Source organism: Acidilobus sp. 7A (assembly GCF_003431325.1).
Lineage (GTDB): Archaea > Thermoproteota > Thermoprotei_A > Sulfolobales > Acidilobaceae > Acidilobus.
In genome coordinates, this window is sequence record NZ_CP010515.1 from 1,518,160 (window position 1) to 1,539,049 (window position 20,890).

24 protein-coding genes are annotated in these 20,890 nt (G+C 57.9%); 11 read left to right on the forward strand and 13 right to left on the reverse strand.

From position 1 onward, the window contains the following. Window positions 1-60: 60 nt before the first annotated feature. Complete coding sequence (locus SE86_RS07745) at window positions 61-510, reverse strand: PadR family transcriptional regulator (RefSeq protein ID WP_117355217.1); 450 nt, start codon at window positions 508-510, stop codon at window positions 61-63. Window positions 511-604: 94 nt separating this feature from the next. Then, window positions 605-1,078 (reverse strand): NUDIX hydrolase, encoded by a 474-nt coding sequence (locus tag SE86_RS07750; protein ID WP_117354971.1) that lies wholly within the window; start codon window positions 1,076-1,078, stop codon window positions 605-607. 149 nt (window positions 1,079-1,227) lie between these two features. Between SE86_RS07750 and SE86_RS07755 the strand changes: the two genes are divergently transcribed. After that, on the forward strand, window positions 1,228-2,022 hold the full coding sequence (locus tag SE86_RS07755) for a hypothetical protein (RefSeq protein WP_117354972.1): 795 nt from the start codon (window positions 1,228-1,230) through the stop codon (window positions 2,020-2,022). Between the two features lie 18 nt (window positions 2,023-2,040). Here SE86_RS07755 and SE86_RS07760 read toward each other — a convergent pair whose 3' ends face one another. Next, window positions 2,041-2,283 carry a sulfurtransferase TusA family protein gene (locus SE86_RS07760; RefSeq protein ID WP_117354973.1) on the reverse strand — a complete coding sequence of 81 codons (243 nt, stop codon included), beginning with the start codon at window positions 2,281-2,283 and terminating at the stop codon, window positions 2,041-2,043. Window positions 2,284-2,647: 364 nt separating this feature from the next. Here SE86_RS07760 and SE86_RS07765 point away from each other — a divergent pair, with 364 nt between their 5' ends. After that, complete coding sequence (locus tag SE86_RS07765; RefSeq protein ID WP_117354974.1) at window positions 2,648-3,922, forward strand: Glu/Leu/Phe/Val dehydrogenase; 1,275 nt, start codon at window positions 2,648-2,650, stop codon at window positions 3,920-3,922. Window positions 3,923-3,963: 41 nt separating this feature from the next. On the opposite strand, the gene SE86_RS07770 is transcribed toward SE86_RS07765, so the two are convergent. Together SE86_RS07770 and SE86_RS07775 are read right to left on the reverse strand one after the other, a co-directional pair. Then, on the reverse strand, window positions 3,964-4,965 hold the full coding sequence (locus tag SE86_RS07770) for a GTPase (protein WP_117354975.1): 1,002 nt from the start codon (window positions 4,963-4,965) through the stop codon (window positions 3,964-3,966). A 16-nt stretch (window positions 4,966-4,981) separates the two neighbouring features. Next, a complete protein-coding gene (locus tag SE86_RS07775) occupies window positions 4,982-5,542 on the reverse strand; it encodes a TFIIB-type zinc ribbon-containing protein (RefSeq protein ID WP_117354976.1) in 561 nt (186 codons plus the stop codon). A gap of 233 nt (window positions 5,543-5,775) precedes the next feature. Here SE86_RS07775 and SE86_RS07780 point away from each other — a divergent pair, with 233 nt between their 5' ends. Then, on the forward strand, window positions 5,776-6,744 hold the full coding sequence (locus SE86_RS07780; RefSeq protein WP_117354977.1) for a tyrosine-type recombinase/integrase: 969 nt from the start codon (window positions 5,776-5,778) through the stop codon (window positions 6,742-6,744). On the opposite strand, the gene SE86_RS07785 is transcribed toward SE86_RS07780, so the two are convergent. Continuing rightward, window positions 6,741-7,583, reverse strand: a complete 843-nt coding sequence (locus tag SE86_RS07785) for a hypothetical protein (protein WP_117354978.1) — start codon at window positions 7,581-7,583, stop codon at window positions 6,741-6,743. The two genes, SE86_RS07780 and SE86_RS07785, sit on opposite strands and share 4 nt — an antisense overlap. Window positions 7,584-7,794: 211 nt before the next feature. Here SE86_RS07785 and SE86_RS07790 point away from each other — a divergent pair, with 211 nt between their 5' ends. Continuing rightward, a complete protein-coding gene (locus SE86_RS07790) occupies window positions 7,795-8,370 on the forward strand; it encodes a hypothetical protein (RefSeq protein ID WP_117354979.1) in 576 nt (191 codons plus the stop codon). A 36-nt stretch (window positions 8,371-8,406) separates the two neighbouring features. Here the strand turns inward: SE86_RS07790 and gatE are convergent, their stop codons facing one another. From gatE to SE86_RS07805, 3 genes are all read right to left on the reverse strand, one after another. Further along, on the reverse strand, window positions 8,407-10,329 hold the full coding sequence (gene gatE / locus SE86_RS07795; protein WP_117354980.1) for a Glu-tRNA(Gln) amidotransferase subunit GatE: 1,923 nt from the start codon (window positions 10,327-10,329) through the stop codon (window positions 8,407-8,409). Then, on the reverse strand, window positions 10,316-11,677 hold the full coding sequence (gene gatD / locus SE86_RS07800; RefSeq protein WP_117354981.1) for a Glu-tRNA(Gln) amidotransferase subunit GatD: 1,362 nt from the start codon (window positions 11,675-11,677) through the stop codon (window positions 10,316-10,318). The genes gatE and gatD overlap by 14 nt, the downstream gene beginning before the upstream one ends. Before the next feature lie 372 nt (window positions 11,678-12,049). After that, window positions 12,050-12,220, reverse strand: coding sequence for a 30S ribosomal protein S30e (locus tag SE86_RS07805; RefSeq protein ID WP_117354982.1), 171 nt, complete (start codon window positions 12,218-12,220; stop codon window positions 12,050-12,052). 115 nt (window positions 12,221-12,335) lie between these two features. Between SE86_RS07805 and SE86_RS07810 the strand changes: the two genes are divergently transcribed. The 4 genes from SE86_RS07810 to ilvA all read left to right on the forward strand — a co-directional run bounded on the left by SE86_RS07810 (window position 12,336) and on the right by ilvA (window position 16,079). Beyond that, window positions 12,336-13,595, forward strand: coding sequence for a C/D box methylation guide ribonucleoprotein complex aNOP56 subunit (locus tag SE86_RS07810; protein ID WP_117354983.1), 1,260 nt, complete (start codon window positions 12,336-12,338; stop codon window positions 13,593-13,595). A gap of 5 nt (window positions 13,596-13,600) precedes the next feature. After that, entirely contained in the window at window positions 13,601-14,296 is a 696-nt protein-coding gene (locus SE86_RS07815; protein WP_117354984.1) for a fibrillarin-like rRNA/tRNA 2'-O-methyltransferase, read from the forward strand. A 1-nt stretch (window position 14,297) separates the two neighbouring features. Next, the gene (locus tag SE86_RS07820; RefSeq protein WP_158543161.1) at window positions 14,298-14,720 is read left to right on the forward strand and encodes a DUF61 family protein; all 423 of its coding nucleotides are present in this window, start codon (window positions 14,298-14,300) and stop codon (window positions 14,718-14,720) included. A gap of 123 nt (window positions 14,721-14,843) precedes the next feature. Then, the gene (ilvA, locus tag SE86_RS07825) at window positions 14,844-16,079 is read left to right on the forward strand and encodes a threonine ammonia-lyase (RefSeq protein ID WP_211096582.1); all 1,236 of its coding nucleotides are present in this window, start codon (window positions 14,844-14,846) and stop codon (window positions 16,077-16,079) included. Between the two features lie 2 nt (window positions 16,080-16,081). Here the strand turns inward: ilvA and SE86_RS07830 are convergent, their stop codons facing one another. Genes SE86_RS07830 through SE86_RS07840 form a run of 3 tightly spaced genes read right to left on the reverse strand, consistent with a single transcriptional unit; the run spans window position 16,082 to window position 18,480 of the window. Then, window positions 16,082-16,849 (reverse strand): hypothetical protein, encoded by a 768-nt coding sequence (locus SE86_RS07830; protein WP_148666813.1) that lies wholly within the window; start codon window positions 16,847-16,849, stop codon window positions 16,082-16,084. Between the two features lie 31 nt (window positions 16,850-16,880). Next, window positions 16,881-17,375: an Lrp/AsnC family transcriptional regulator gene (locus SE86_RS07835; protein WP_117354987.1), complete on the reverse strand. Its 495-nt coding sequence runs from the start codon at window positions 17,373-17,375 to the stop codon at window positions 16,881-16,883. A gap of 43 nt (window positions 17,376-17,418) precedes the next feature. Continuing rightward, window positions 17,419-18,480 carry an NAD(P)/FAD-dependent oxidoreductase gene (locus tag SE86_RS07840; RefSeq protein WP_117354988.1) on the reverse strand — a complete coding sequence of 354 codons (1,062 nt, stop codon included), beginning with the start codon at window positions 18,478-18,480 and terminating at the stop codon, window positions 17,419-17,421. 69 nt (window positions 18,481-18,549) lie between these two features. On the opposite strand from SE86_RS07840, the gene SE86_RS07845 reads away from it, so the two are divergent. Further along, entirely contained in the window at window positions 18,550-18,972 is a 423-nt protein-coding gene (locus tag SE86_RS07845; RefSeq protein ID WP_117354989.1) for an archease, read from the forward strand. Between the two features lie 27 nt (window positions 18,973-18,999). Here the strand turns inward: SE86_RS07845 and SE86_RS07850 are convergent, their stop codons facing one another. Continuing rightward, entirely contained in the window at window positions 19,000-19,551 is a 552-nt protein-coding gene (locus SE86_RS07850) for an archaemetzincin family Zn-dependent metalloprotease (RefSeq protein WP_148666814.1), read from the reverse strand. Window positions 19,552-19,646: 95 nt separating this feature from the next. On the opposite strand from SE86_RS07850, the gene nth reads away from it, so the two are divergent. Together nth and SE86_RS07860 are read left to right on the forward strand one after the other, a co-directional pair. Next, window positions 19,647-20,294: an endonuclease III gene (gene nth / locus SE86_RS07855; protein WP_158543163.1), complete on the forward strand. Its 648-nt coding sequence runs from the start codon at window positions 19,647-19,649 to the stop codon at window positions 20,292-20,294. Next, window positions 20,243-20,782, forward strand: a complete 540-nt coding sequence (locus tag SE86_RS07860) for a hypothetical protein (RefSeq protein WP_148666815.1) — start codon at window positions 20,243-20,245, stop codon at window positions 20,780-20,782. The genes nth and SE86_RS07860 overlap by 52 nt, the downstream gene beginning before the upstream one ends. The last annotated feature ends 108 nt before the right edge of the window (window positions 20,783-20,890 follow it).

A 20,890-nucleotide genomic window follows, 5' to 3' on the forward strand; every position in this document is an offset into this window, starting at 1 on the left:
TCAGCAAGAGGGCACCGGCACGTGCATTTGCGTCCGCTCATTATAGAGGCTAAGGGCTAGCTACCTGCCCTGGCCCTCAAGCCTCTCAATGATCTCATCAAGCCTCCTTCTCAGGTCCTTGAGCTCCTGCAGCCTGCCCCTGAGCTCCCCAGGCGAGCTGTTGGCCATCTCCTCAAGGCCTGAGAGCGCGCCCCTGAGCTCCGACAGGGGGTCAACGGCTGAGGCCAGGGGCGCGTAGAGGGTCTTCGCGAGCTCCATGCCCTCCTCAGTCAGCTCGTACTTGCCGTCGGTCCTCCTCGCTATGAGACCCTCCTCAACGAGCTCGGAGAGCATAGGGTAGACGCTGCCCGGGGAGGGCCTCCACAGGCTTCCCGTGAACCTGTAAATTTCCTCTATGAGCTCCGTTCCATTCATCGGTCTCTTGGCGAGGAGCGTGAGAACAAGTGGCCTCAGCCAGCCCCTCTTCCTGCCTCTGGCCACGAAAGCCCATGGCGGGCCCCACCTGTGCATAGGCTTAACCCCTCCGACCGCTGAGATTGTAAGCAGGACAAACTTTAGCCTTATAGGTTTGGTAGCTCCGCTAAGCTGTCCCACTGCACGGCTCTCACCTGGAGCTTGAAGTTTCAACGGCTATAGGCCTCTCAACGGGCACCATGCCCAGGGACAGCTTCCTTAGGAAGCCTTTCGTGGAGGCTGCCACGTCATTCCTTGATGTAGCCTCAACTATGGGGAAGTACCTAACTTCAAGGGCATCGCTTGCGGCCCTGGGGGCACCGAGGCACCTGTTCATAAGGACAGTCACGAGGACGTAGTGGAACATGACCCTGCCGCCTTCGTTCTGGGTTATTATTTCGTCAACATTTACAACACCAAGGGGCTCGCAGCTGAGCCCCGTCTCCTCCTCGAGCTCCCTCTTCACAGCGTCATAAAGTCTCTCCCCGAGCTCAACCTTGCCGCCCGGTATAGCCCACTTGTCTTGATCAGGCGGCACAGCTCTCCTGACCAAGAGTACCTCCTGACCCCTCAGGACCAGGGAGCCGACGCCCACCACAGGCTGGGAAGGGTATAGGCCCCTCAAGGCTACCCGTCAGTGTGAGCGGCTGGACCGGGTAAAACTCTATGAGGTTCTGTGCATACAGACGAAAACATGGAATAGTCGTAGAATATTTTAGTATTCACAGTTAAGTTTTTAAACCAAAGCCTTTACTTAAGAAAAGGCGACCTAATATGGCATGGTACTCGCCTCTCGTATATACCCTTACCCACTCGCTTCCGTCAATAATAGAGTTCATAATAATCGTCATAATTGGCGTCATAGTGGCCTACGGAGTCGCTGCCGTCCTCAGGAGGGCCCTCTCGCTGAAGTACTTTGATCAGTACCCTGAAGTGAAGGGCCTCCTGGGCCTAAGCGTAGGCGCCGTCAAGGCCTTCATCATACTGGTCACGCTGGCCATAGCGTTCTCGATCCTGCAGCTGGGACCGGCGACAGTCTACATGCAGGAGATAGCCAACTACCTGCCGTCCCTGGCCGGCGCCATAATCCTGCTGACCCTCGGCGTGGCCCTCATTAATATACTGGTGGACTACATCCAGAGGCAGGTGGGAGGGGCCAGCAGCCCGTTCCTGGCCTCCATCTTCAACATACTTAAGTTCGGCCTCTACGCCGTAATAATAACGATAGCGGTCCAGCTCTCCATATTCTACTGGATACACTTCATCAACCCCTACCTCTTCTATGACATCATAATAGCCTCGGTGATACTGGTTGCGACCCTGACCATCACCGACACGGTAGTTGACCAGCTGCTCAAGTCTCACCCTGAGCTCAAGGACGTCGCCGGCTACGGCAGGTTCCTCCTCTACCTGATATTCCTGCTCATAGCCATAGCGATAATAGTCCAGCCCTTCACCAACGTAACTAACATAATCTACGCGTTCAGCTGGGGCCTCGCGATCGCCTTCGCCATCGCGGTCATACCGCTGGCCTACCTGCTGGTCAAGAGGGTAGCGAAGGAGATTTAATAAAAAATAGTTTTTAATTTACTTTTTTGCCGTGACCTTTATGACGGCCACTATCTTGTCCTTGTCCTCCTTAAGCTCAACCAGCTGGTTCCCAGTCCTCTTGATCCAGGCCTCCACGTCGGGCTTGAAGCCGGGGTCAGTGGCCCATATCTCTAGGACGTCACCATTCTTCACGTTCCTGTATGCCTTAACTATCTCCGTTATTGGTCCAGGGCACGCGAGACCGCGGGCGTCTATCAGGACTCTCCTGCCCTCACTCATGCTACCACTCTCATATTAGAGAAGGGCGTTCTCTCTATAAAAACCTTTATCACATAGGCGCTAAACTTCCTAAAGAGAAGACTTTTAATAGGATTTCTCTAATTAGGGAAGGGAAATAGTGTTTGTTTGCGGCCCGATCGCTCTGGGGCCCGGGCGCGCCTGCGCCCTCCGAACCGATGGAGAAATGCAATGAGCCGCTCTGGGTAACGCGCACACTTTCATTACAGGAAGGAGGTCAGTTGGATAAGGGTCCACTTTTTTGATTGTATTTCTTTTATAGCCTATAAGAATAACCCAATTCCTTTTTTAGTAAGAGCTTATATATCTAGTGGAGTCACTTCTGTATACATGTGAGGTGCGAGGGTTGACCTCAAGGCTTGACCCGTATGAGGAGGCCAAGAAACAGCTCCAGGTAACTGTCAGCATACTTGGGCTGAGTAAGGAAGTTTACGAGATGCTTGCTACCCCTGAGAGGATAGTGCAGGTAAAGGTACCTGTAATGATGAGGGACGGCAGCATCAAGGTCTTCATAGGCTGGAGGGTCCAGCACAATAGCGCCCTCGGCCCATACAAGGGCGGCGTCAGGTACAGCCCTGAGACGAACCTGAGCGAGGTCATGGCTCTAGCTACGTGGATGACCTGGAAGAACTCCCTGGCCGGCCTGCCATACGGTGGTGCCAAGGGAGGAATACAGGTCGACCCGTTCCAGCTAAACCAGTTCGAGCTGATGCAGCTCTCGAAGAACTACTTCTCAGCCATAGCCCCCTTTGTCGGCGTCGACCTTGACATACCGGCGCCTGACGTTAACACGAACCCGCAGACCATGGCCTGGTACATTGACGCCTATCAGATGAAGATGGGGAGCAAGGAGCTCGGCGTCGTGACTGGCAAGCCCCTTGAGCTGGGCGGCCTTGAGACCAGGATATACTCAACTGGCCTGGGCGTGGCGTCAGTCACTCAGGCTGCCGCTAAGAAGCTGTGGGGAGGCATAGAGGGCAAGACCGTTGCGGTGCAGGGCTTCGGCAACGTGGGCTTCTACACGGCCAAGTTCCTGAAGGAGATGGGCGCGAAGATAGTTGCCATATCAGACATAAAGGGAGGCATATACAGCAGCAGGGGACTTGACCCAGAGGCCGTCAAGGAGTACATAACTAAGAAGGGGTCAGGCTTTGTTATAGACTACCCTGACGTCGAGAGGAGGATAACGAATGAGGAGCTCCTGACGACGGACGTTGACATACTTGTCCCGGCCGCCGTTGAGAACGTGATAACAGCTGAGAATGCCCCCAAGGTTAAGGCTAAGCTCATAGTTGAGGGCGCCAACGGGCCCACGGCGCCTGAGGCCGAGCAGGTGCTGGTGAAGAGGCAGGTCGTCATAGTCCCTGACATACTTGCTAACTCAGGTGGCGTTGTTATGAGCCACATAGAGTGGGTCAACAACAGGATGGGAGGCTGGATAACCGAGGAGGAGGCAAAGAACAAGCTCATGCAGAAGATGGCTGACAACTTCAACGCTGTGTGGAACTTCTGGGAAAACAAGCTGGGAGGCATGGGTGGCGCCTACAGCATGAGGTCAGCGGCGCAGGCCATAGCAGTGGACAAGGTAGTCAGGGCAATGAAGCTCAGAGGCTGGATATGAGGCACTATTTTTCTCGCCTAGCCTTTTTCTCCCAGCCTTAATCAACTGTCAGACTTCTGGCTGAGGCCCTTTATGGCAAGCCTTAGGGCCTCCATGCATGCAGCTCTCTCCTTAGCGGATATCTTAAGGGGCTCGCTGATGCCCGCCCTCTTAAGTTCATCCTCGGCCTGCGAGACCCTGTACGGCTCGACATAGTCCACCTTATTTATGGCAACCACTATTGGGCGCCCCTGGCCAAGGATTGACCTTACGCGATTCAGCAGGCTCACCTGCGAGCTGATAGGCATTGTCGCCTCGGGCGACGGGTCCACTAGGAATATCACAGCGCCAGGCAACTCCTCAAGGGCTGCGAGGGCCCTGAGCTCAACCTCGTTCATCTCGGAGGGGTCCCTGTCGAGGAGGCCCGGCGTGTCTATCACCTGCACCTCTGAGCCTTCAAAATCGGCATGGCCAACTATGACGTTCTTTGTCGTGAAGGGGTAAGGCGCTATCTCAGGCCTTGCCCTCGAGATAGTTGATATGAACGTTGACTTGCCCGCGTTTGGAGGGCCCGCCACTATAACTATGTCCTTGCTCACGTCTATGCCAGGTAGGCCTGCGAGAAACTTCACTGCCTCCCTTATCCTCTCCAGCCCCCTAGAGCACTTCTTGAGCTGCGACATCATCCTGCCCCTGGCCTCCCTGCCTATGGCCCTGGCCTCCCTCTCGCTCTCAGCTGCCAACAGTGCGTACCTGTAGCTCTCCCACAGCCTCTGGGCCAGGGCCCTGGCCTTCATGACGCACTCCATGTCTTCCTCCAGCTGCTCAAGGTCAAAGCTTATGGAGAGCAGTCTCCTATAGAACGGGTGAAGCCCCCTCAGTAGGGCCCTGAGCTGTACTACGGGCTCTGTCTTGCCGACTATTACGTCCTTGACTAGCTCTATGGACCTCCTCTCCCTCTCATAGGTGCTGACGTTGTGGGGGTACCTGTTCTTGATACGCTGCAGCACCTCGCTGTAGGAGGGCACATGTATCTTCTTGGCAACGCTGGCCGGGTCCGGCAAGCGCTCAGCCCAGTCCTCAGGAGGTCCTGGCCTTAATTAATGGGTCCCTCCCTTCGAGCAGGGCGGCCCCCACGAGCTCAGAGTAGCTTATGAAGGCCTCCCTGTGCCTCCTCACCGCGCTCTCTATAGACCTTGGGGAGGCCCCAGACCTCCTGGCGGCCTCAGCAATAGCCCTCGAGGAGCTGAGGCCCATTGCCCTGAGGGTCGCGTAGAGAGCTATACCGAGCCTGACCCTCTCGGTCCTAGACTTCAGCTCCGGGAAGAACTCCATTATGCTCAGGGCTGTTGAGGCCTCCTCATCATGTTTAGTGGCAGGCGACCTAAGCCTTATGACCCCGTTTATAACCCTGACGAGCTTGCCTCTCCTGATGGCCCTCTCAGAGGCGTCGCTCAGGGCTAGCTCAAGCTCGCCGAGCGGGGGAGCCGGGATGGCAACGCGGACCTGCTGCCCACGCTGGGGCTGGGGCCCATCGTCAATGAGGTCCTCTATTATGGCTCCGCAGTCCTGGCAAACCAGGTGACCAGTCTCGTCGCTCCAAGCCAGCCTTTGGGAGCCGCACCTAGGGCACCTCAGCACGGTCTCACCTTAGGCCTGTCAAGGAGCCCGCTCGTAAGCAGATTTCCGCACACTCGGTGCTGAGGGGGACAGGGGCCTCAGCGTAGCGTCCAAGGGTTTACCAAAACTGACCTCCTCCCCGCCTGAGGGGAGAGGCCTTCGCCCCCTAACCCTCTCCTTTGTAAAGAGCCTGGCGACAGCCGTAACACTGACCCGCGACCCCTAGCGCGGCCAGCTGACCAAGTCCCAGGGCGGTGGTAGGCCTGCCCGCGAAGAGACTTCAGCAGCCGCCCTCTGACATAACGTCAAGGAGGCTGGGTGATGCGGCTGAAGCATTCATTTACGCGCTCCAGCTCTCTGGCGCCTCAAGGCTTACAATTAAGTCGTACAGGGCCGCCCTTCAGTCCTTCCTCTCATACGTCGGGGCGGACAGGGCGGCGTCGAACGTCAAAGCTGAGGACTACATAGCCTGGCTCACAGCGATGAGGTCCCGGGGGCCAATGGGGCCGAGAGGCGGCAGGTGGAGCTCCACGGTTCACTACTACTCGGTATTCGTGAGGAGGTTCCTCTCTTGGCTCGGCGTCTCAGGTCTGCCCTCAGAGCCCAGCAGGAGGGGCGAGTTTAGCGGTGCCCTGAGCTGGAGGGACGTGGAGGTCATGATGTCAAAGGCCAGGGACCTCTACGACCTTCTTATAGTCTCGCTTATGGCTGAGTCAGGCCTCAGGGCAAGGGAGGTCGTGGGGCTGACCTGGGGGGACATAGACCTGGCCAGAGGTGAGGCGAGGGTGAGGGGTAAGTACGGCAAGGAGAGGACAGTTGTCCTGGGTCAAGTGGCCCGCGCTGTGCTCTCAGCCCTGCCGCCCGGGCAGCCCAACGAGAGAGTTGTTAAGCTCAGCTACCAGGCCATCTACGACAGGGTCAAGTCGATGGCGAGGAGGGCGGGCATCGACGTGAGTAGGGTCAGGCCCCACGTGCTGAGGCACACCTTTGCCACGGAGGCCCTGAGGAGGGGCATGAGCCTCCCAGTTCTTCAGAGGTTGCTCGGTCACAGCGACATAAGGATAACGCAGGTCTACCTACACCTGCTGGACGAGGATGTGAGGAGGGAGTACGAGAGGGCTTTCATGCAGCCACAGCAGCCCTACTACCCGCCCTACCCGCCGCAGGCCTACCCGCCGTACGTGCAGCCATGGTACATGGGCGCGCCTGGCCCAAGGGGTTAGATCATGCCCTCCTCCATTACCTGCTCCCTTACCTTTCTCCTCAGCTCCCTGCTCTCGAAGGGCATCAGGTCCATGAGGCGCTGCGGCACCTCAAGCTTTGACTCCTTAACCATCCTCAGGACAGCCTTATAAGCGCTGTAGGAGGCGAGGCCCTCGTCATCGATCTCAGCTTCGGCTATGGCTTTAGCCACGAGGTAGAGGCTCCTCAGCTCGTCCTCGCTGCTAACTATGGCGACCTCGCCGTCGCCTCCCTTAGCTATCCTTGTCAGGTTGTGGAAGTGGTGGGCTGGCAGCTTAACGGTCAGCGACTCCCCGTTAAGCTCGGCCTCAGGCTCCTCAGGCTCCTCCAGCTCAGACCCCCTGTAGTCCTCCTCTTCCTCCTCGTTCTCATCGCCATAGTCAACAACGTTGGGGTAAAATATGACTAAGTCATCAGTGTAGGCTATAAGCCTGACCTGCCTTATGTGCCTGTATATTTCCTTAGCCACGTTTGTGATGAGATAGTATACCAGAAACACGCTGTCATCATCATATTCATTATCGTCCACGTCCTCTCCCCCGTAGTCCTCCTCTTCCTCCTCGCCGGGGCTGACGGCCGTGGAGATTATATCGGTGAGCCAGGTCCAGACCTCGCCCGCGGCGGCCCTGAGTGTGAAGAAGGAGGCAACCGCAGTTGCGACGCCCAGGAGGGGTGCCACTGCCTGGGGCCATCTGTACAAAGTGGATAGCGCCAGTGCTGCTGAGAACACGAGTAATCCCAACAGCGCTGAGGCCGCCACAAGGGCCAGGTAAAGCTTTGTACCCGTTCCTACCAGCCCAACCAGCTTAACGCAGGGCAACCCCTATTAAGGTTAACCCGTGCGCTGGGCTCTGGTTACGATGTGCTTTGACTAAGGGGAAACTACGCTGTTCTCATGGAACTGACCTCCTCCCCGCCCTGAGGGGCGAGGCTTTCAGTTGTAAATACGGGCTTGCGTCAGCCTCCCTAGAGAGCCTAACGTTATGTTGATGTTAATAGGACAGGGACTACACGAAGAGCGGGCGAGCAGGATGCCGAGGGTCGACACAGGCATGTACGTTGTTGAGACGGCTGAGGTGTTCAGCCTGAGCCGCCGTGAGCTGCTGTCTCTCAGGGACTGGGCGCTTTCAAGCCGCGCGGTCTTTGTCACGTCACCCTCTATAGCCACCGTGGACTCAACTTCAGGACCCCTGAGGCTTGCGCTGGGCGTGGGCTCGCTGGTAGGCCGCGAGAGGCCTCCGATACCCTACAGGGTCACCAAGTCCTCAGAGTGGGTCGACGGCTGCGTCGCCGGGGCAACGGAGCCCAGGTACCTCAGGGAGGCAGGTGAGGGCGTTAGGGCTAGAGGAGTGGCTGTGGCAGTTGACTACAAGGATCCGCCATCGCTCATGTTGAACTCCGTCAGGCTTGAGGCCGTTGCTAGTAGGCACGCCGAGGGGCAGCCGCTATTGATCCTGCTCGAGGATAGCACAGGTGCGCAGCTGCCCCTGCTAGCGCTCAGGGGAGGGGAGTACATTATAGAAATCCCTGAGGGCAGCGCCGGCGACCTGCTGGAGTATGCCACGTCCCTCTACACAAGCTGCGGGCCCACAAAGGATGGGGGTTAGGGGGCGAAGGCCTCTCCCCTCAGGGCGGGGAGGAGGTCAGCGTGAGCTGAGCTGCCTCAGCTTCGACCTTATCATCTCCGAGACCACCTTGCCGTCAACCTTGCCTCTCAACACTCCCATGGCCTTTCCCATGAGGGTGCTGAAGGCGGCCTCCCCCTTCTGCTTTACTAGCTCCATGTTATCAGCTATTATCCTGTCTATCACCTTCTCGGCCTCCTCCCTGCTCATTCCGAGAAGCCCGAGCTGCCTAGCGGCCTCCTCGGCGGTGATCTTTGGGTCCTCCGACATCTTAGTCAGTATCGGCTCTATGGCCTCCTTAGCTATGGAGCCCTGGGCCAGCAGTCTGACCACGCCCTCGAGTCTGTCCTCGTCGATAGAGTCGACGTCAACCCCCTTGCCCCTGAGCCCCTTCATCAACGTCACAAACATGGACGCTATAAGGGTTGGCGTCACTGAAGAGCTATACCTGTTTATCATCTCTTCTATAATAGGCAGCCTGGGATCTGCTACTACCTTCTCCGCCAGCTCTCTGCTAATCCCGTACTTCTCGACGAAGCGCCTCACCTTGGCCTCCGGCGGCTCAGGCACAAGCCTCTCAGCCTCTGCCAGCAGGTCAGGCGTGACCCTGAGCGGCGGTATGTCGGTCTCAGGGTACATCCTCTCCTTGCCGGGCCTGGGCCTCATGTACTTGGTTGTGCCGTCCTCGTTAGCGGCTCTAGTCTCCTCTGGGACGCCGTCGAGTGCCTGCCTGACTCTGTCAACTATCACGGAGATAGCCTTGAGCGCCCTGTCCTCCCTCTCAGCCACCATTGCAAACGCGTCAGCGCTGGGGTCAGCGCCTAGGGCCTTGTAGACGGCCTCTACCTCCTCCTGCGTTATCCCGTAGCTGGGCAACTCGTCGCTGTGGAACAGGCCCTGGACGTCAGCCCAGAACCTGACGTAGTCCGCTATCTCAGTGCCGAACCTCCTGCCGGGCTGCACGTAGGTGCCGAGGAGCCCCTTCATCCTCGGCAGCTTCACAGCTAACACGCGGCCGCCCGACGAGAGGGCCTTTGATATTACCTTGCTCTTGGTCGACTTGAAGACCTCTGTCACGTCAACGGGCTCCATGACTATCACGTCCTTCGTTATCCCCCTCCTCACCATCTCATCCCTTATCCTTAGCAGGTTCACTTGCCTCATGGCTTCATATTTGACTATCTTGTCTATTAGCTCCAGCGTCTGGACGCCCTTGATCTCAGTCTTGGCGCCTCCAACTATGCTCACGTTGAGGTCCTGCCTTATGGTGCCGAGCCCCCTCCTCACGGCACCTGTCATGCGGAGCAGCATACCTATGGCCAGGGCCACGTCCCTGGCCTCGGACGGCGTGTGCATGTCGGGCGCCGTCGAGATCTCTATGAGGGGTATCCCCAGCCTGTCGAGCATGTAGTTGGTCTCAGCCCCGCTCTCCCCGGTCTTCCTGGCGGCGTCCTCCTCGACAACTATGGTCTGGATGCCATAGTCCTTGTTGTTGACAGTTATCTTGCCGCCGAGGGCCACTATTGCGGTCCTCTGGAAGCCGCTGGTGTTGCTGCCGTCTATAACTATCTTCCTCATGACATGTATCTCGTCAACTACAGTGGATTTCAAGGCCTTAGCCACAGCTATAGCTATGGCCACGGCCTCCCTGTTTATTGTGTGCGGCGGCTCCTCGTCAGACTCGACGAGGCAGTAGTGGCCACTCGGTGCCCCGTACCTGTAGGCCTTACCCTTCCTGTACTCGAAGAGAGCCGCAACGTCAACCTCCCCAGTCTCGCTCCTGGTGGGCCTGAGCTTCCTGACGAAGCTCTCCTTCGCCTCCTCCGCGAGCTCGGCTGGGCAGCTGCAGAAGAGCTTGTTCTTCGTCTTAAGCTGCTGGTGTATCTCAAGGCCTACCTTGAGGCCCAGGACCTCATAGTCCAGCTCATCACTCGTGCTCATGGTACCACCTCGGGAACAGCCTCAGCTCATGCCTCGGGTTTATCTCTCCAGCCATGTTTGTCAGCATTAGCGTCTTGACCTCCTTGAGGTCCCTTGTCCTGCGGAGCACCCAGGAGAGCTTTACGTACGCAGTCTCCGGTAGCATGTCCTCAGCTGGTATCACGCCGGCCTGCAGCATGCGCCTCCCCGTGCTGTAGACGTTCAGGTTAACCCTGCCGAAGAGAGTCTGACTGGTGATAACCACGGGCACCCCTGACTCCACGGCCCTCTCAACGGAGGGTATGAGGGAGTTGGCTATGTGCCCGAAGCCTGTGCCCTCTATGATGATGCCGTGGTAGCCCCTGTCGACGAGGAAGTCTATGACCTCACTCGTCATACCTGGATAGAACTTCACCATGGCCACCCTGTCGTCAAAGCCGTTCTCAAGGCTCAGCTCGCCGCGCGGGCGGTAGCTCCCCTTGAGGACCTCTATCTTGCCCTCATACGGCCACACCTTGGCGAGCGGCAGGTCGTTTATGCTCTGGAAGGCGTCCCTCCTGCTCGTGTGCATCTTCCTCACCTTAGTGCCCCTGTGGGCCAGGGCGTACGTGTCGCCTGTCTCGCCGTGCATTACCACTGCGACCTCTCCAAAGGGAGCCCTTGCTGCAACCAGCACAGCTGCTGTTAAGTTGAAGGCAGCGTCGCTGCTCGGCCTGTCGCTGCTCCTCTGGGCCCCGACCAGCGCCACGGGGCCCGGCAGGCCTCCGTGAAAGGCGAAGGAGAGCGCCGCCGCCGTGTAGGCCATGGTGTCAGTGCCATGGGCGACCACGACGCCAGTGTAGCCTTTCCTGAAGCTCTTGGCCACCTCGTCAGCTATGGCCTCCCACGCGCGGGGCGTCATGTCCTCGCTGAATATTGACATGAACTGAATGGCGTCAATGTTGGCGTATCTGAAGGCCTCAGGCACCGAGGCCGAGAGCTCCTTTGGATCCATGTATGGATAGACGGCCCCGGTCTCGTAGTCCACCCTGCTCGCTATGGTGCCGCCAGTACCGAGTATGAGCACCCTCTCGCTTGGCGGCCTCACCTCACCCTCGGCAAGGCTTACCGGCTCGCCTGGGTGCGCCGTTAGCTCACCAGAACTAAGGACCCTGAGCGAGGCGCCCCCGGAGAGCCTTATACCCACGTTATAGCCGTTGTCAAGCTTTATGACAACTATGTCGTCAGCTGAGAACTCGCTTCTGGGCATAAGGATGCCAATGAAACTGGAGCCGTCTGGCCTCGTTATCTCAACCAGGTCACCCGGCTTGGCTGAGGCCTCCACGAGTCGCCTGGCTACCTCACCCACGTAGCCATGGTAAGCTTCCACAGGCCTTGAGGTAATGTTGCCCACCGCAGGTGTGGTGGAGGGTAAGAGTAAATAAAGAACCGCCTGGGCTCGGCCAGCTTCTAAAGAAGGTTTGAGGATGGCTGTCGCGCCAACCTTACGGCATAAGGCGTCTGAGGCTGAGCGTCGACAATTTATGTAGCTTTAAGGATAAAGCCTTCATGGGGGCGGTTTAGGCTCTTCTGGAATTCAATTTCCCGTTTCAATGGCTTAAGATTTTGATGACTATTCGTGTGCCGTCGAGGCTATATTGGCAGAGGCGAAGCCGGCGCGCCAAAATAATGTAGGTAGAGAGCGTTACGCTATAGGTCCAGTGAAGGTTAACATATGTCTTGAAGCGACCCTTGAGCTTTCTCATCTAGCCGCCCTAGGGGCGGCCTTCTTCTGCGAGGCCTTGAGTACCCTCAAGACAAACTCTACCCTGTTCTTCATGCGTGGAGGCTCGTTCTTCTTGTGCTTGGGCTCTATCTTAGGTGTGGCCTTTCTGACCTTGCCCGCCTTAGTCATTGACCCGTGCGTTGGCAAGCGACGCTCACCGCCTCACTCTAATCGCCGTCAGCTTAAAAGGATTTTCGCCTAAGTCCCTTCGGCGACCGCTTAAGGTTATAATTTCCCTTAGCTTACACTCTACCCAGACGCGGTGAAAGGCTTGAAAATTTACGTAGTTGACACGATTGCAGGCAGCCACGCCCTTGACGAGGCTGGCAGGGAGGTGGCCTTCGAGCCTGCCCCCAAATCCCTGGACGACCTCATGGCTTGCGTAATGAAGATATCGAGCGGCGAGGTTCACGAGACGTTTGCTAAGCTCGCTGAGAAGCTGAAGCAGATGAGCCCAGAGGAGGTGGTGGTTGAGAGCGAGGAGGAGGCCAAGTACCTGAGCCAGCAGGGCCTCAAGGCTTCAGCTGCCGAGGGCAACACCGTGGCGGTGTCGGTGAGGTCAAGGCTCCCTCAGCTCCTGTTAGAGTCGGGGCTTGTCAAGAGCGAGGAGGAGGTCCTCCCCTTTGAGCTCAGCGTGACCTATGAGTTTACCAGAAGGGGCCTCATGGGGGCTGCGAAGAAGCGTGACATGTTGGCGGCGCACTCGATAAGGACCATTGACGACATAGATAAGACCGTGAATCTGTTCGTCAACAGGCTGAGGGAGTGGTACAGCGTTCACTTCCCTGAACTTAATGACATAGTTGAGGACCACAGGCTCTACGTTAAGCTGGTCGCAAGCCTAGGCAGCAGGGAGAACTTCTCTGAGAGCAGCCTGAAGGAGCTTGGCGTGCCAGAGCAGCTGGCCGGGAAGATACTCGACGCCTCTAAGAGAAGCCTGGGAGCTGACATCTCAGAACACGACCTTGAGGCCATAAGGACCTTTGCCAGCATAATACTTCAGCTCTACGAGCTGAGGGACCAGCTGGAGGGCTACGTGAACAGGATAATGAAAGAGGTGGCTCCGAACATCACGGAGCTCGTGGGCCCCCTGCTGGGGGCGAGGCTCATAAGCCTGGCGGGTGGCCTTGACAGGCTAGCCACCATGCCGGCAAGCACTATACAGGTGCTGGGGGCAGAGAAGGCCCTCTTCAGGGCGCTGAGGACAGGCGGCAGGCCCCCCAAGCATGGCATAATATTCCAGTACCCTGAGATCTTCAGGGCCCCCAAGTGGCAGAGGGGTAAGATAGCCAGGGCGCTCGCCGCCAAGCTTGCCATAGCTGCTAAGGTTGACGCATTCAGCGGCAGGTTCGTGGGCGACAGGCTCAACGCCGAGCTGAGGGAGAGGATAGATGAGATAAAGAAGATTTACGCCGCGCCGCCGAAGAAGAAGGCTGCCCAGCAGCCTCAGCAGAGGTTCCGGGCGCCTCCAAGGAGGGGAGGCAGGGAGAGGGAGGGCAGGCACAGGGGCAGAGGGAGGTGATATAAGTGAAGGTTTACGAACATGACCTGTGGAAGGGCGTCTACGTTGTCGAGTTTGATGACGGGAGCCTGAGGCTCGCCACCAAGAACCTGGTGCCAGGTCAGAGGGTCTACGGGGAGCATCTCTACACCTACGAGGGCGTCGAGTACAGGGAGTGGAATGTTTATCGCAGCAAGCTTGCCGCGGCGCTGCTGAAGGGGCTTGAGGAGCTCCCAGTTAAGGAGGGTGACTCAATACTATACCTTGGTATAGCCAGCGGCACGACCGCTAGCCACATAAGCGACATAATAGGCCCAAAGGGCGTGATTTACGGCGTTGAGTTCTCCCCAAGGGTCATAAGGGACCTGCTTCAGATAGTGCCAGAGAGGAAGAACATACTGCCAATACTGGCTGACGCCAGGGAGCCCGTCAGGTACAGGCATCTGGTAGGCACAACCATGGGCCTGTACGCAGACGTGGCACAGCCTGACCAGGCTAGCATAGTTGCGAGGAACGCGAGGCTCTTCCTGAAGGACGGCGGCTACCTGCTCCTGGCCATAAAGGCCAGAAGCATAGACGTGACGAGTGAGCCCAGCGACATCTACCTCAAGGAGATGAGGACCCTGGTCGAGGAGGGCTTTGAGATAAGGGACGTGGTGCACCTGGACCCATTCGACAAGGACCACGCCATGGTCTACGCAGTCTATCACAGGAGGGCCTGATGTGAGCGGCGAGGAGAGTCCGGCGAAGCACGTAGTTAACATTTACAGGGAGGAGGTCAGGAAGCTCCAGGCCTCGTGGCCCACGAGGCAGCTGAGTCTCAGGGAGCTCAAGGGGACCCCATTTATAGAGCTCACCGACGGGACCCTTCACGAGTTCAACCAGGAGGAGGTTGACAGGCTCCTCTCACAGGTCCCAGAGTACTTCTGGGACTTCATGGCCATCCCGCTGCTTCTCCACTACATGAGGACCGAGTCAGGGATTGCTAAGTATACGGTTGTCGGCAACAGGTGGCAGATGAGGCTGGCCGAGATAATGCTCAGGGGTGACTACAGCGCCAACGGCGTGAGCGAGCTTGGAATTGAGGAGTTCCTGGAGATTATCAGAAAGTACAGGAGCCTCGTGTTCGTCTCGCTTCACTTATAAATAAGGGGGTTCAAAGAGGGCGGAAAGCCTTGCCCTTGGGCGGGTAGCTCATAATGTGACCTAAGGCTCCATTATATACCCCTTTTATACTTCTCACGCCAAGGTAGGCTTGGTGTCAAGGCCTTGGAGAGTAATCTGGTGGAGGATATTTACCAGAACTCCATAAGGGCTAGGGACGTGCTTAGGGGACTTATACACGAGACGCCGCTCGACCTCAGCTCGACGTTCTCATCGATGACAGGCGGCGAGGTCTACCTCAAGCTGGAGAACCTCCAGAAGACGGGCTCATTCAAGGTAAGGGGGGCCTACTACAAGATATGGACCCTGGGAGAGAAGGCCAAGAGGGGCGTCGTTGCCGCCAGCGCCGGTAACCACGCCCAGGGGGTTGCCTTCGCTGCCAAGCTGCTCGGCGTCAAGGCTATCATAGTTATGCCGGTCGTGGCGCCGCTGTCAAAGATACTTGCAACTAAGTCCTATGGGGCCGAGGTCGTGCTGCATGGCAACGTTGTAGACGAGTCGATGAAGAAGGCCAACGAGATAGCGGAGCAGACGGGCGCCACGCTGATACACCCCTATGATGACCCAGCCGTAATAGCTGGCCAGGGGACCATATCGCTCGAGATACTTGAGCAGATGCAGGAGCCGCCGGACGTAGTTGTGATACCAATAGGCGGGGGCGGCCTCATATCGGGTAACGCGGTCGTTTTGAAGAAGAGGCTTGGCAGCAGAGTCAAGGTTATAGGGGTTGAGCCCTCCTACGTGCCTAAGTACTCCATGAGCCTTAAGGAGGGCAGGCCTGTGAACATTACGGGCGCCCCCTCAGGCCTTATGGATGGCCTGATAGTCAAGTCTGCTGGCCACCTGACGTTTGAACTGATAAGGGAACTGGTAGACGACATAGTCACAGTAGATGATAAGGAGGTTGCCAGGGCGATGTTCCTCCTGCTTGAGAGGGGCAAGACGCTGGCTGAGGGCGCTGGGGCGGCGCCGCTGGCGGCCCTCATAGAGGGCAAGGTTGACGTCAAGGGAAAGAGGGTGGTGGCGCTAATAAGCGGTGGCAACGTTGACCTAAGCAGGTTGGCCAACATAATAAACTACGAGCTCTTCAGGACCAAGAGGCTCATAAAGTTAGTGGGCGCAGTGCCAGACCAGCCGGGCTACCTTGACAGGGTCCTGAGGAGGCTGGCCGACGCCAGGTTCAACGTGATAGACATAAGGCACGACAGGTTCTCGCCCATGCTGACACCAGGCTACGCCCTCATCGAGGCCCTCGTGGAGGCTCCCGATCCTGATGCTATACCTGAGGCGCTTCAAATGTTGAAGTCAGACGGCTTTGACTTTAAGGTCTTGGAGTCCTGAGCCTAGGCCGCCTCAGGGGCTGACTTAACAACGTTCATGTATTCTTTGTCAGAGTATATGCCCTCCTGCTCCTCCCTGACCTTCTCAAGGAGTCCTGAGGCCGTCCTTGCTACGAACTTTGCCATGGCCTCCAGGTCCTCAGCTGCTGAACCCCTTGGGTTGAAGGGCAGCGCCGCTCTCCCAAGGCTTCCCTTGCCTAGCAACCAGAGGCCAACTACCTCGGGCCTTGAGAGCTGCCTCAAGTCATCTGCCGTGATGCTACCGCCTGAGGCCCAGTACAGCTCTCTCACGAAGCTAACAGCGAGGGCCCTCCTCAGCTTGTCCCTCCACCCCTCGAAGAGCTCCAACGCTGCCTGCCTGATCCTGTTAACCGCCTCGTCAACGCTCACGCCGCTGGCCGGGCCCCTGACGGCCGCGTTGACCAGGCTCCTTGTTATGACGGGCTCTATGGAACCGTGGAGCACTGCAACAGCTGAGGCCAGCGAGCTGTGGAGGACAGCGTTCATGAAGGCCTCCCTGACGTCCCCGGGGTCAACCTTGATGCCATCAAGGAGTTGGATGACGTCGTCAGATGTGACAGGGTCCGTGGCGGCCGGCACGCCATTGACGACGATCCAGGGGACGCTCAGGACGCCGAGGTTTACAGCTCCTAGGGAGTTGATTCTGAGCAGCCTCACCTCATGAAGTCTCCCAGCCTTCATAAGGCCCCTTATCACTTCGTGACTTGTCGCGCAGGAGGGATGGAAGTAGATTGTTACTTTGGCCTCCAAGTTGCTTCAACCCGCGCGCACAGTAATCCTCTCAGCTTTTAGCGCTTAGCCACCTCTCGTAGACGCTGCTTATGCTGAAAGACTGCTTGACCTCGCTTAGGGCCAGTATGGAGGAGACCTCGACAACCCCTGGGGTTGAGGCTATGGCCTCTATGGCTGATGAGAGCTCCCTCTGGGAGGGGGCCAGGACCTTAACGAGGAAGTTGTAGGGCCCCGTGGTCTCATAGGCCTCGATAACAAAGTAGAGCCCCCTGAGCATCTCCCTCGCCTTTGCTATGCTGTCAGCCCTCACCCTGACTAGAAGGAAGGCGGTGGCGTCAAGGCCCAGCTTTGAGGGGTCAGTCCTCACTGTGAAGCCCCTTATGACACCCTCGTTTAAGAGTCTCTTCACTCTCAGGTAAACCGTCGCCTCGCTTACGTTCATCTTTGAGGCTATCTCGCTCCACGGCATTCTGCCTTCCTCCTCAAGGAACTTTATCAGCTGCAGGTCCCTCTCGTCAACCGTTGGCGTCTGCTGCTTCCTCAAGGCGCATCATAAACTTTAGTCGTGGCAGGACTAAAAACGGCTCTCATCTAAGGGAGATGTACTTCATTAGCTTGGCCGCCAGCAGCGGCTTGGCCGCGAGCGCCCTCACTATCCTGCCCATGTCCATGGTGCCGAGCGCCACCTCCTCGTGAACGGCCGCAGGTATCTCAAGCATGAACCTCCTCCTGTCCTCAGGGCTTAGCCTCCTCAGAGCTGAGAGTATGGAGCTGTGCACCCTTATCGCCCTGCTTACCTTGAGCGAGCGGAGGGTCTCGCTCACGTCCTGACCCATTAGGTAGGCCCTCGCGGCCTCGTAGCCTGATATAGCTGAGGGCCTTATGCCCTCGCCCGTTAGGGGAAGTACGAAGCCAGCGGCTTCACCGACCTTGTGGAGGCCCCTGATGGAGCCCAGCGAGAGACCTCCTACCGCTATGGGCGCCCCGGCGACGCTTAGCACGTGACCGTTACCCAGGAGGTCCCTACGTGCCTCTATGAAGCGGTCCAGCAGTCCTCTCAGAGAAGCTGGGTCGGCGAAGCCGCCGACCCCTATCTCGACCCCCTCCTCCGCCGGGAAGATCCAATAATATCCAACTAGCTTGGTGTCAAAGTCTATGTAGAGGTAGTCCATGCTATCAAGCCTGGGCGCCCTAACTATTGCCTGAACCCCCTGTATCTTCTCGCCGCTGTAGAAAGCGACGCCCCCGGCCAGGAGGCCTGACTTAAGGTCCCTTACCTCGCCCCCCACCCTCACGGTGCCGTTGGAGGGGTTGTAGGGCGCTGAGGTCACAAGCTCGCCGCCCGACGACTCTATAATGTCCCTTATCATGCCCTCCTTGTCAACTATGTAGCCGTTTACGGAGCCCCTAACTTCGACCGACTTTATGCCGTCGACATAGAGTACGGCCCCCCTTATCCTCGCTATAATTCTCTCTCTTGGGATCTCGAACGGCATGTCGGAGATCGTGGGCACCCCCCTGCCGCACGGCTTCACCGCAGGCCTTGGGTTGGCCTCGTAGACAACTGCACTGATGCCAAACTTTTGGGCTGCGTAGGCGGCCGCGGCCCCGGCGGGCCCAGCGCCGACTATGTTAAGGGTCTCGGACATGGGGGTGACTCCTCAAAGCTTTTACATCTTACCCGAAGTAAAAAGCCTGAGGCAGGTGGGGGTCTTGGAGTGCCCGGCTACAGCTTCCTTGACCACACCGCTGACGTGCTCATAGAGGCGAGGGGCAGGACGAGGGAGGAGGCGCTCGAACAGGCGGGCCTGGCGGTGTATGAGATAATGACTGACACCTCAAAGGTCAGGCCGCTCACGCGCGTTGACGTAGAGGTCAACGGCTTTGACCTCTACAACACTATATACAGGTGGATAGAGCAGCTCCTAGTTGAGACAGACGCTGATGGCCTTGTGTTCAGCGTATTCAGGGTTTGCGAACTGAGCGACGACGGCACGAGGTTGGTCGCCAGGGTATGGGGGGAGAGGTTCGACCCCTCTAGGCACGAGCAGAGGATCATAGTGAAGGCCATGACCTACTCTCAGATGGAGTTCGTGCAGGAGGACGGCTGCTGGAAGCTCCGCTTCGTCGTTGACATTTAAGCTCGAGGACCGCGGAGGACGGCTCCGTCAAGGCACGAGGTCCTTGTCACTGTATGCCCTGATGAGCTTCAGCTTGCAGGAGTCGCAGAAGTCGGGGCTCTTCAGGTCGACATCTTCAACGTCGTTACTGAATGACATCACGCACGCCCTGTTGGGGCAGTGCTCAAGGCCTAACAGGTGGCCGACCTCGTGTATGGACTCCTTGAGGAGCCTTGAGAGGAACCTACCATTATCATTGTCCTCAAGCCTAGCAGTGTAGACAGTTGCCACCCTGAGCTCCGGGTCGGCGAGGCCAAAGACAAAGTTCAGGCCGCTGACGAACGCGTCGGCCCCCACTAGGCCTAGGGCTAACCTTCCCCCCTTTAGGAGGGGGCCCAGGCTCCTGCTCAGCCACTCATTTATATCAAAGGCCCTGTACTGCATCCTGGACCACTCGTAGGCCGAGGCCGGCGGCTGAAGCGACCACATGGTGGGGTATACCCTTATGCTAATTGGGAAGTGCTTGGGCATCTCCCTGGCCACGTAGATGGCGTCCTCAGGCCTGACCCTGCCGACGGGCTGAACTATGAGTTCTATCAAATCCGCTCAGCCGAGCTCTAAGCATAAAGCCTTATTTAATAAGAGTGACGCAGGGAGGGCCTCTGCAGGGCAGGATATCTGCTGACGGTGCCACTGTGTATGTGTTGCTGAGGAAGGCCGTGGCCATAAGGCCTGAGGACTTCACGGCGTTGCACAGTCTCCCTGACGGGCCCTTCGCCCTGCTCGTGGCAATAGTGCTCAGTCAGAACTCCAATGACAGGAACTCCATAGCCGCCTATGATAACCTGAAGAGAGGCACGGGACTTGACCCGAGGAGGATACTCGAGATTGGCAACGGTCTTGAGGACATGATAAGGAGGGCAGGCATGGTCAGGCAGAAGGCCAACGCGATAAGGGGGCTCGCAAGGCTCGTGCTTGAGAGGGGCGAGGAGTTCCTCAGGAGCGGCGACATAAATGAGGTCAGGGAGGCTCTGCTCTCAATAAGGGGCATTGGCATGAAGACCGTTGACGTCTACCTGTCGCTCTACAGGAGGATCCCCAGGTTTGCCGTGGACACGCACGCCAGGAGGATAGCGGCAAGGTGGGGGCTTATAAGGCCCAACGCCAGCTATGAGGAGGTCTCTGAGGCCCTGCTGAACTTCTTTGGCCCTAAGAGGGCCGACGAGGCCCACAGGCTCTTAATAGCCTTTGGGAGGACATATTGCACGGCCAGAAGCCCAAGGTGCTCGGAGTGCCCCCTGAGGCCGTACTGTCCCTCGGCTGCAGCGAGTGCCCGAGGCTAGTGGCGACATCGCTCCCTGGCAGGGACTACTGGGCCCTTGAGGAAATCATGGACACCGTCGTAGCAAGAGACCCGGCGGCTAAGGTTAAGGCGACAGGCTACAGGGGGGTCTTCGAGGTCCTCTCGGGCCAGGACCCTCAGGGGCTGGCGGTACAGTTTCTAATGTATAATCACGCCTTCATAGCTAGGGTGCTCCCGGTCCTGGCCTGCGCCATACCTGTTAAACTTAAGGAGGCCCTCTCAGGCCTCGGGCTGAGCGGCCTCAGGGCTAGGCTTGAGTTCAAGGCGAGAGAGCCGCTTAAGGGGACCCTGACCGAGGACCTCGTCAGGTCAGCGCTGGCCTCGGCCGGGGTCATCTTAGTTGGCAGGCGCGAGGGCGGGGTGATCATAGACGTTGAGAGCCTCGGCAAGTGCGTTATAATTTCCTTTGGGGAGCCCAGGAGCTGTGGTCCGAGGTGCACAGTCCTGGTCCCGTCTAGGAGCCTGTAATACCGCCGCGGGACCCTCAGGGCGCATTCCAGCGGCCTTAATGCAAATCTATTAATAAGTCCAGGGCCTCTTCCGTTAACCAGAAGTAGTAGGTTACCCTACCGGGCC

What these genes read in the sequence shown, in the direction of transcription:
- SE86_RS07790 (WP_117354979.1), top strand. Translation starts at nt 7,795, where the DNA reads ATGCCGAGGGTCGACACAGGCATGTACGTTGTTGAGACGGCTGAGGTG.
- SE86_RS07760 (WP_117354973.1), bottom strand. Translation starts at nt 2,283, where the DNA reads ATGAGTGAGGGCAGGAGAGTCCTGATAGACGCCCGCGGTCTCGCGTGC.
- SE86_RS07755 (WP_117354972.1), top strand. Translation starts at nt 1,228, where the DNA reads ATGGCATGGTACTCGCCTCTCGTATATACCCTTACCCACTCGCTTCCG.
- SE86_RS07840 (WP_117354988.1), bottom strand. Translation starts at nt 18,480, where the DNA reads ATGTCCGAGACCCTTAACATAGTCGGCGCTGGGCCCGCCGGGGCCGCG.
- SE86_RS07745 (WP_117355217.1), bottom strand. Translation starts at nt 510, where the DNA reads ATGCACAGGTGGGGCCCGCCATGGGCTTTCGTGGCCAGAGGCAGGAAG.
- gatE (WP_117354980.1), bottom strand. Translation starts at nt 10,329, where the DNA reads ATGAGCACGAGTGATGAGCTGGACTATGAGGTCCTGGGCCTCAAGGTA.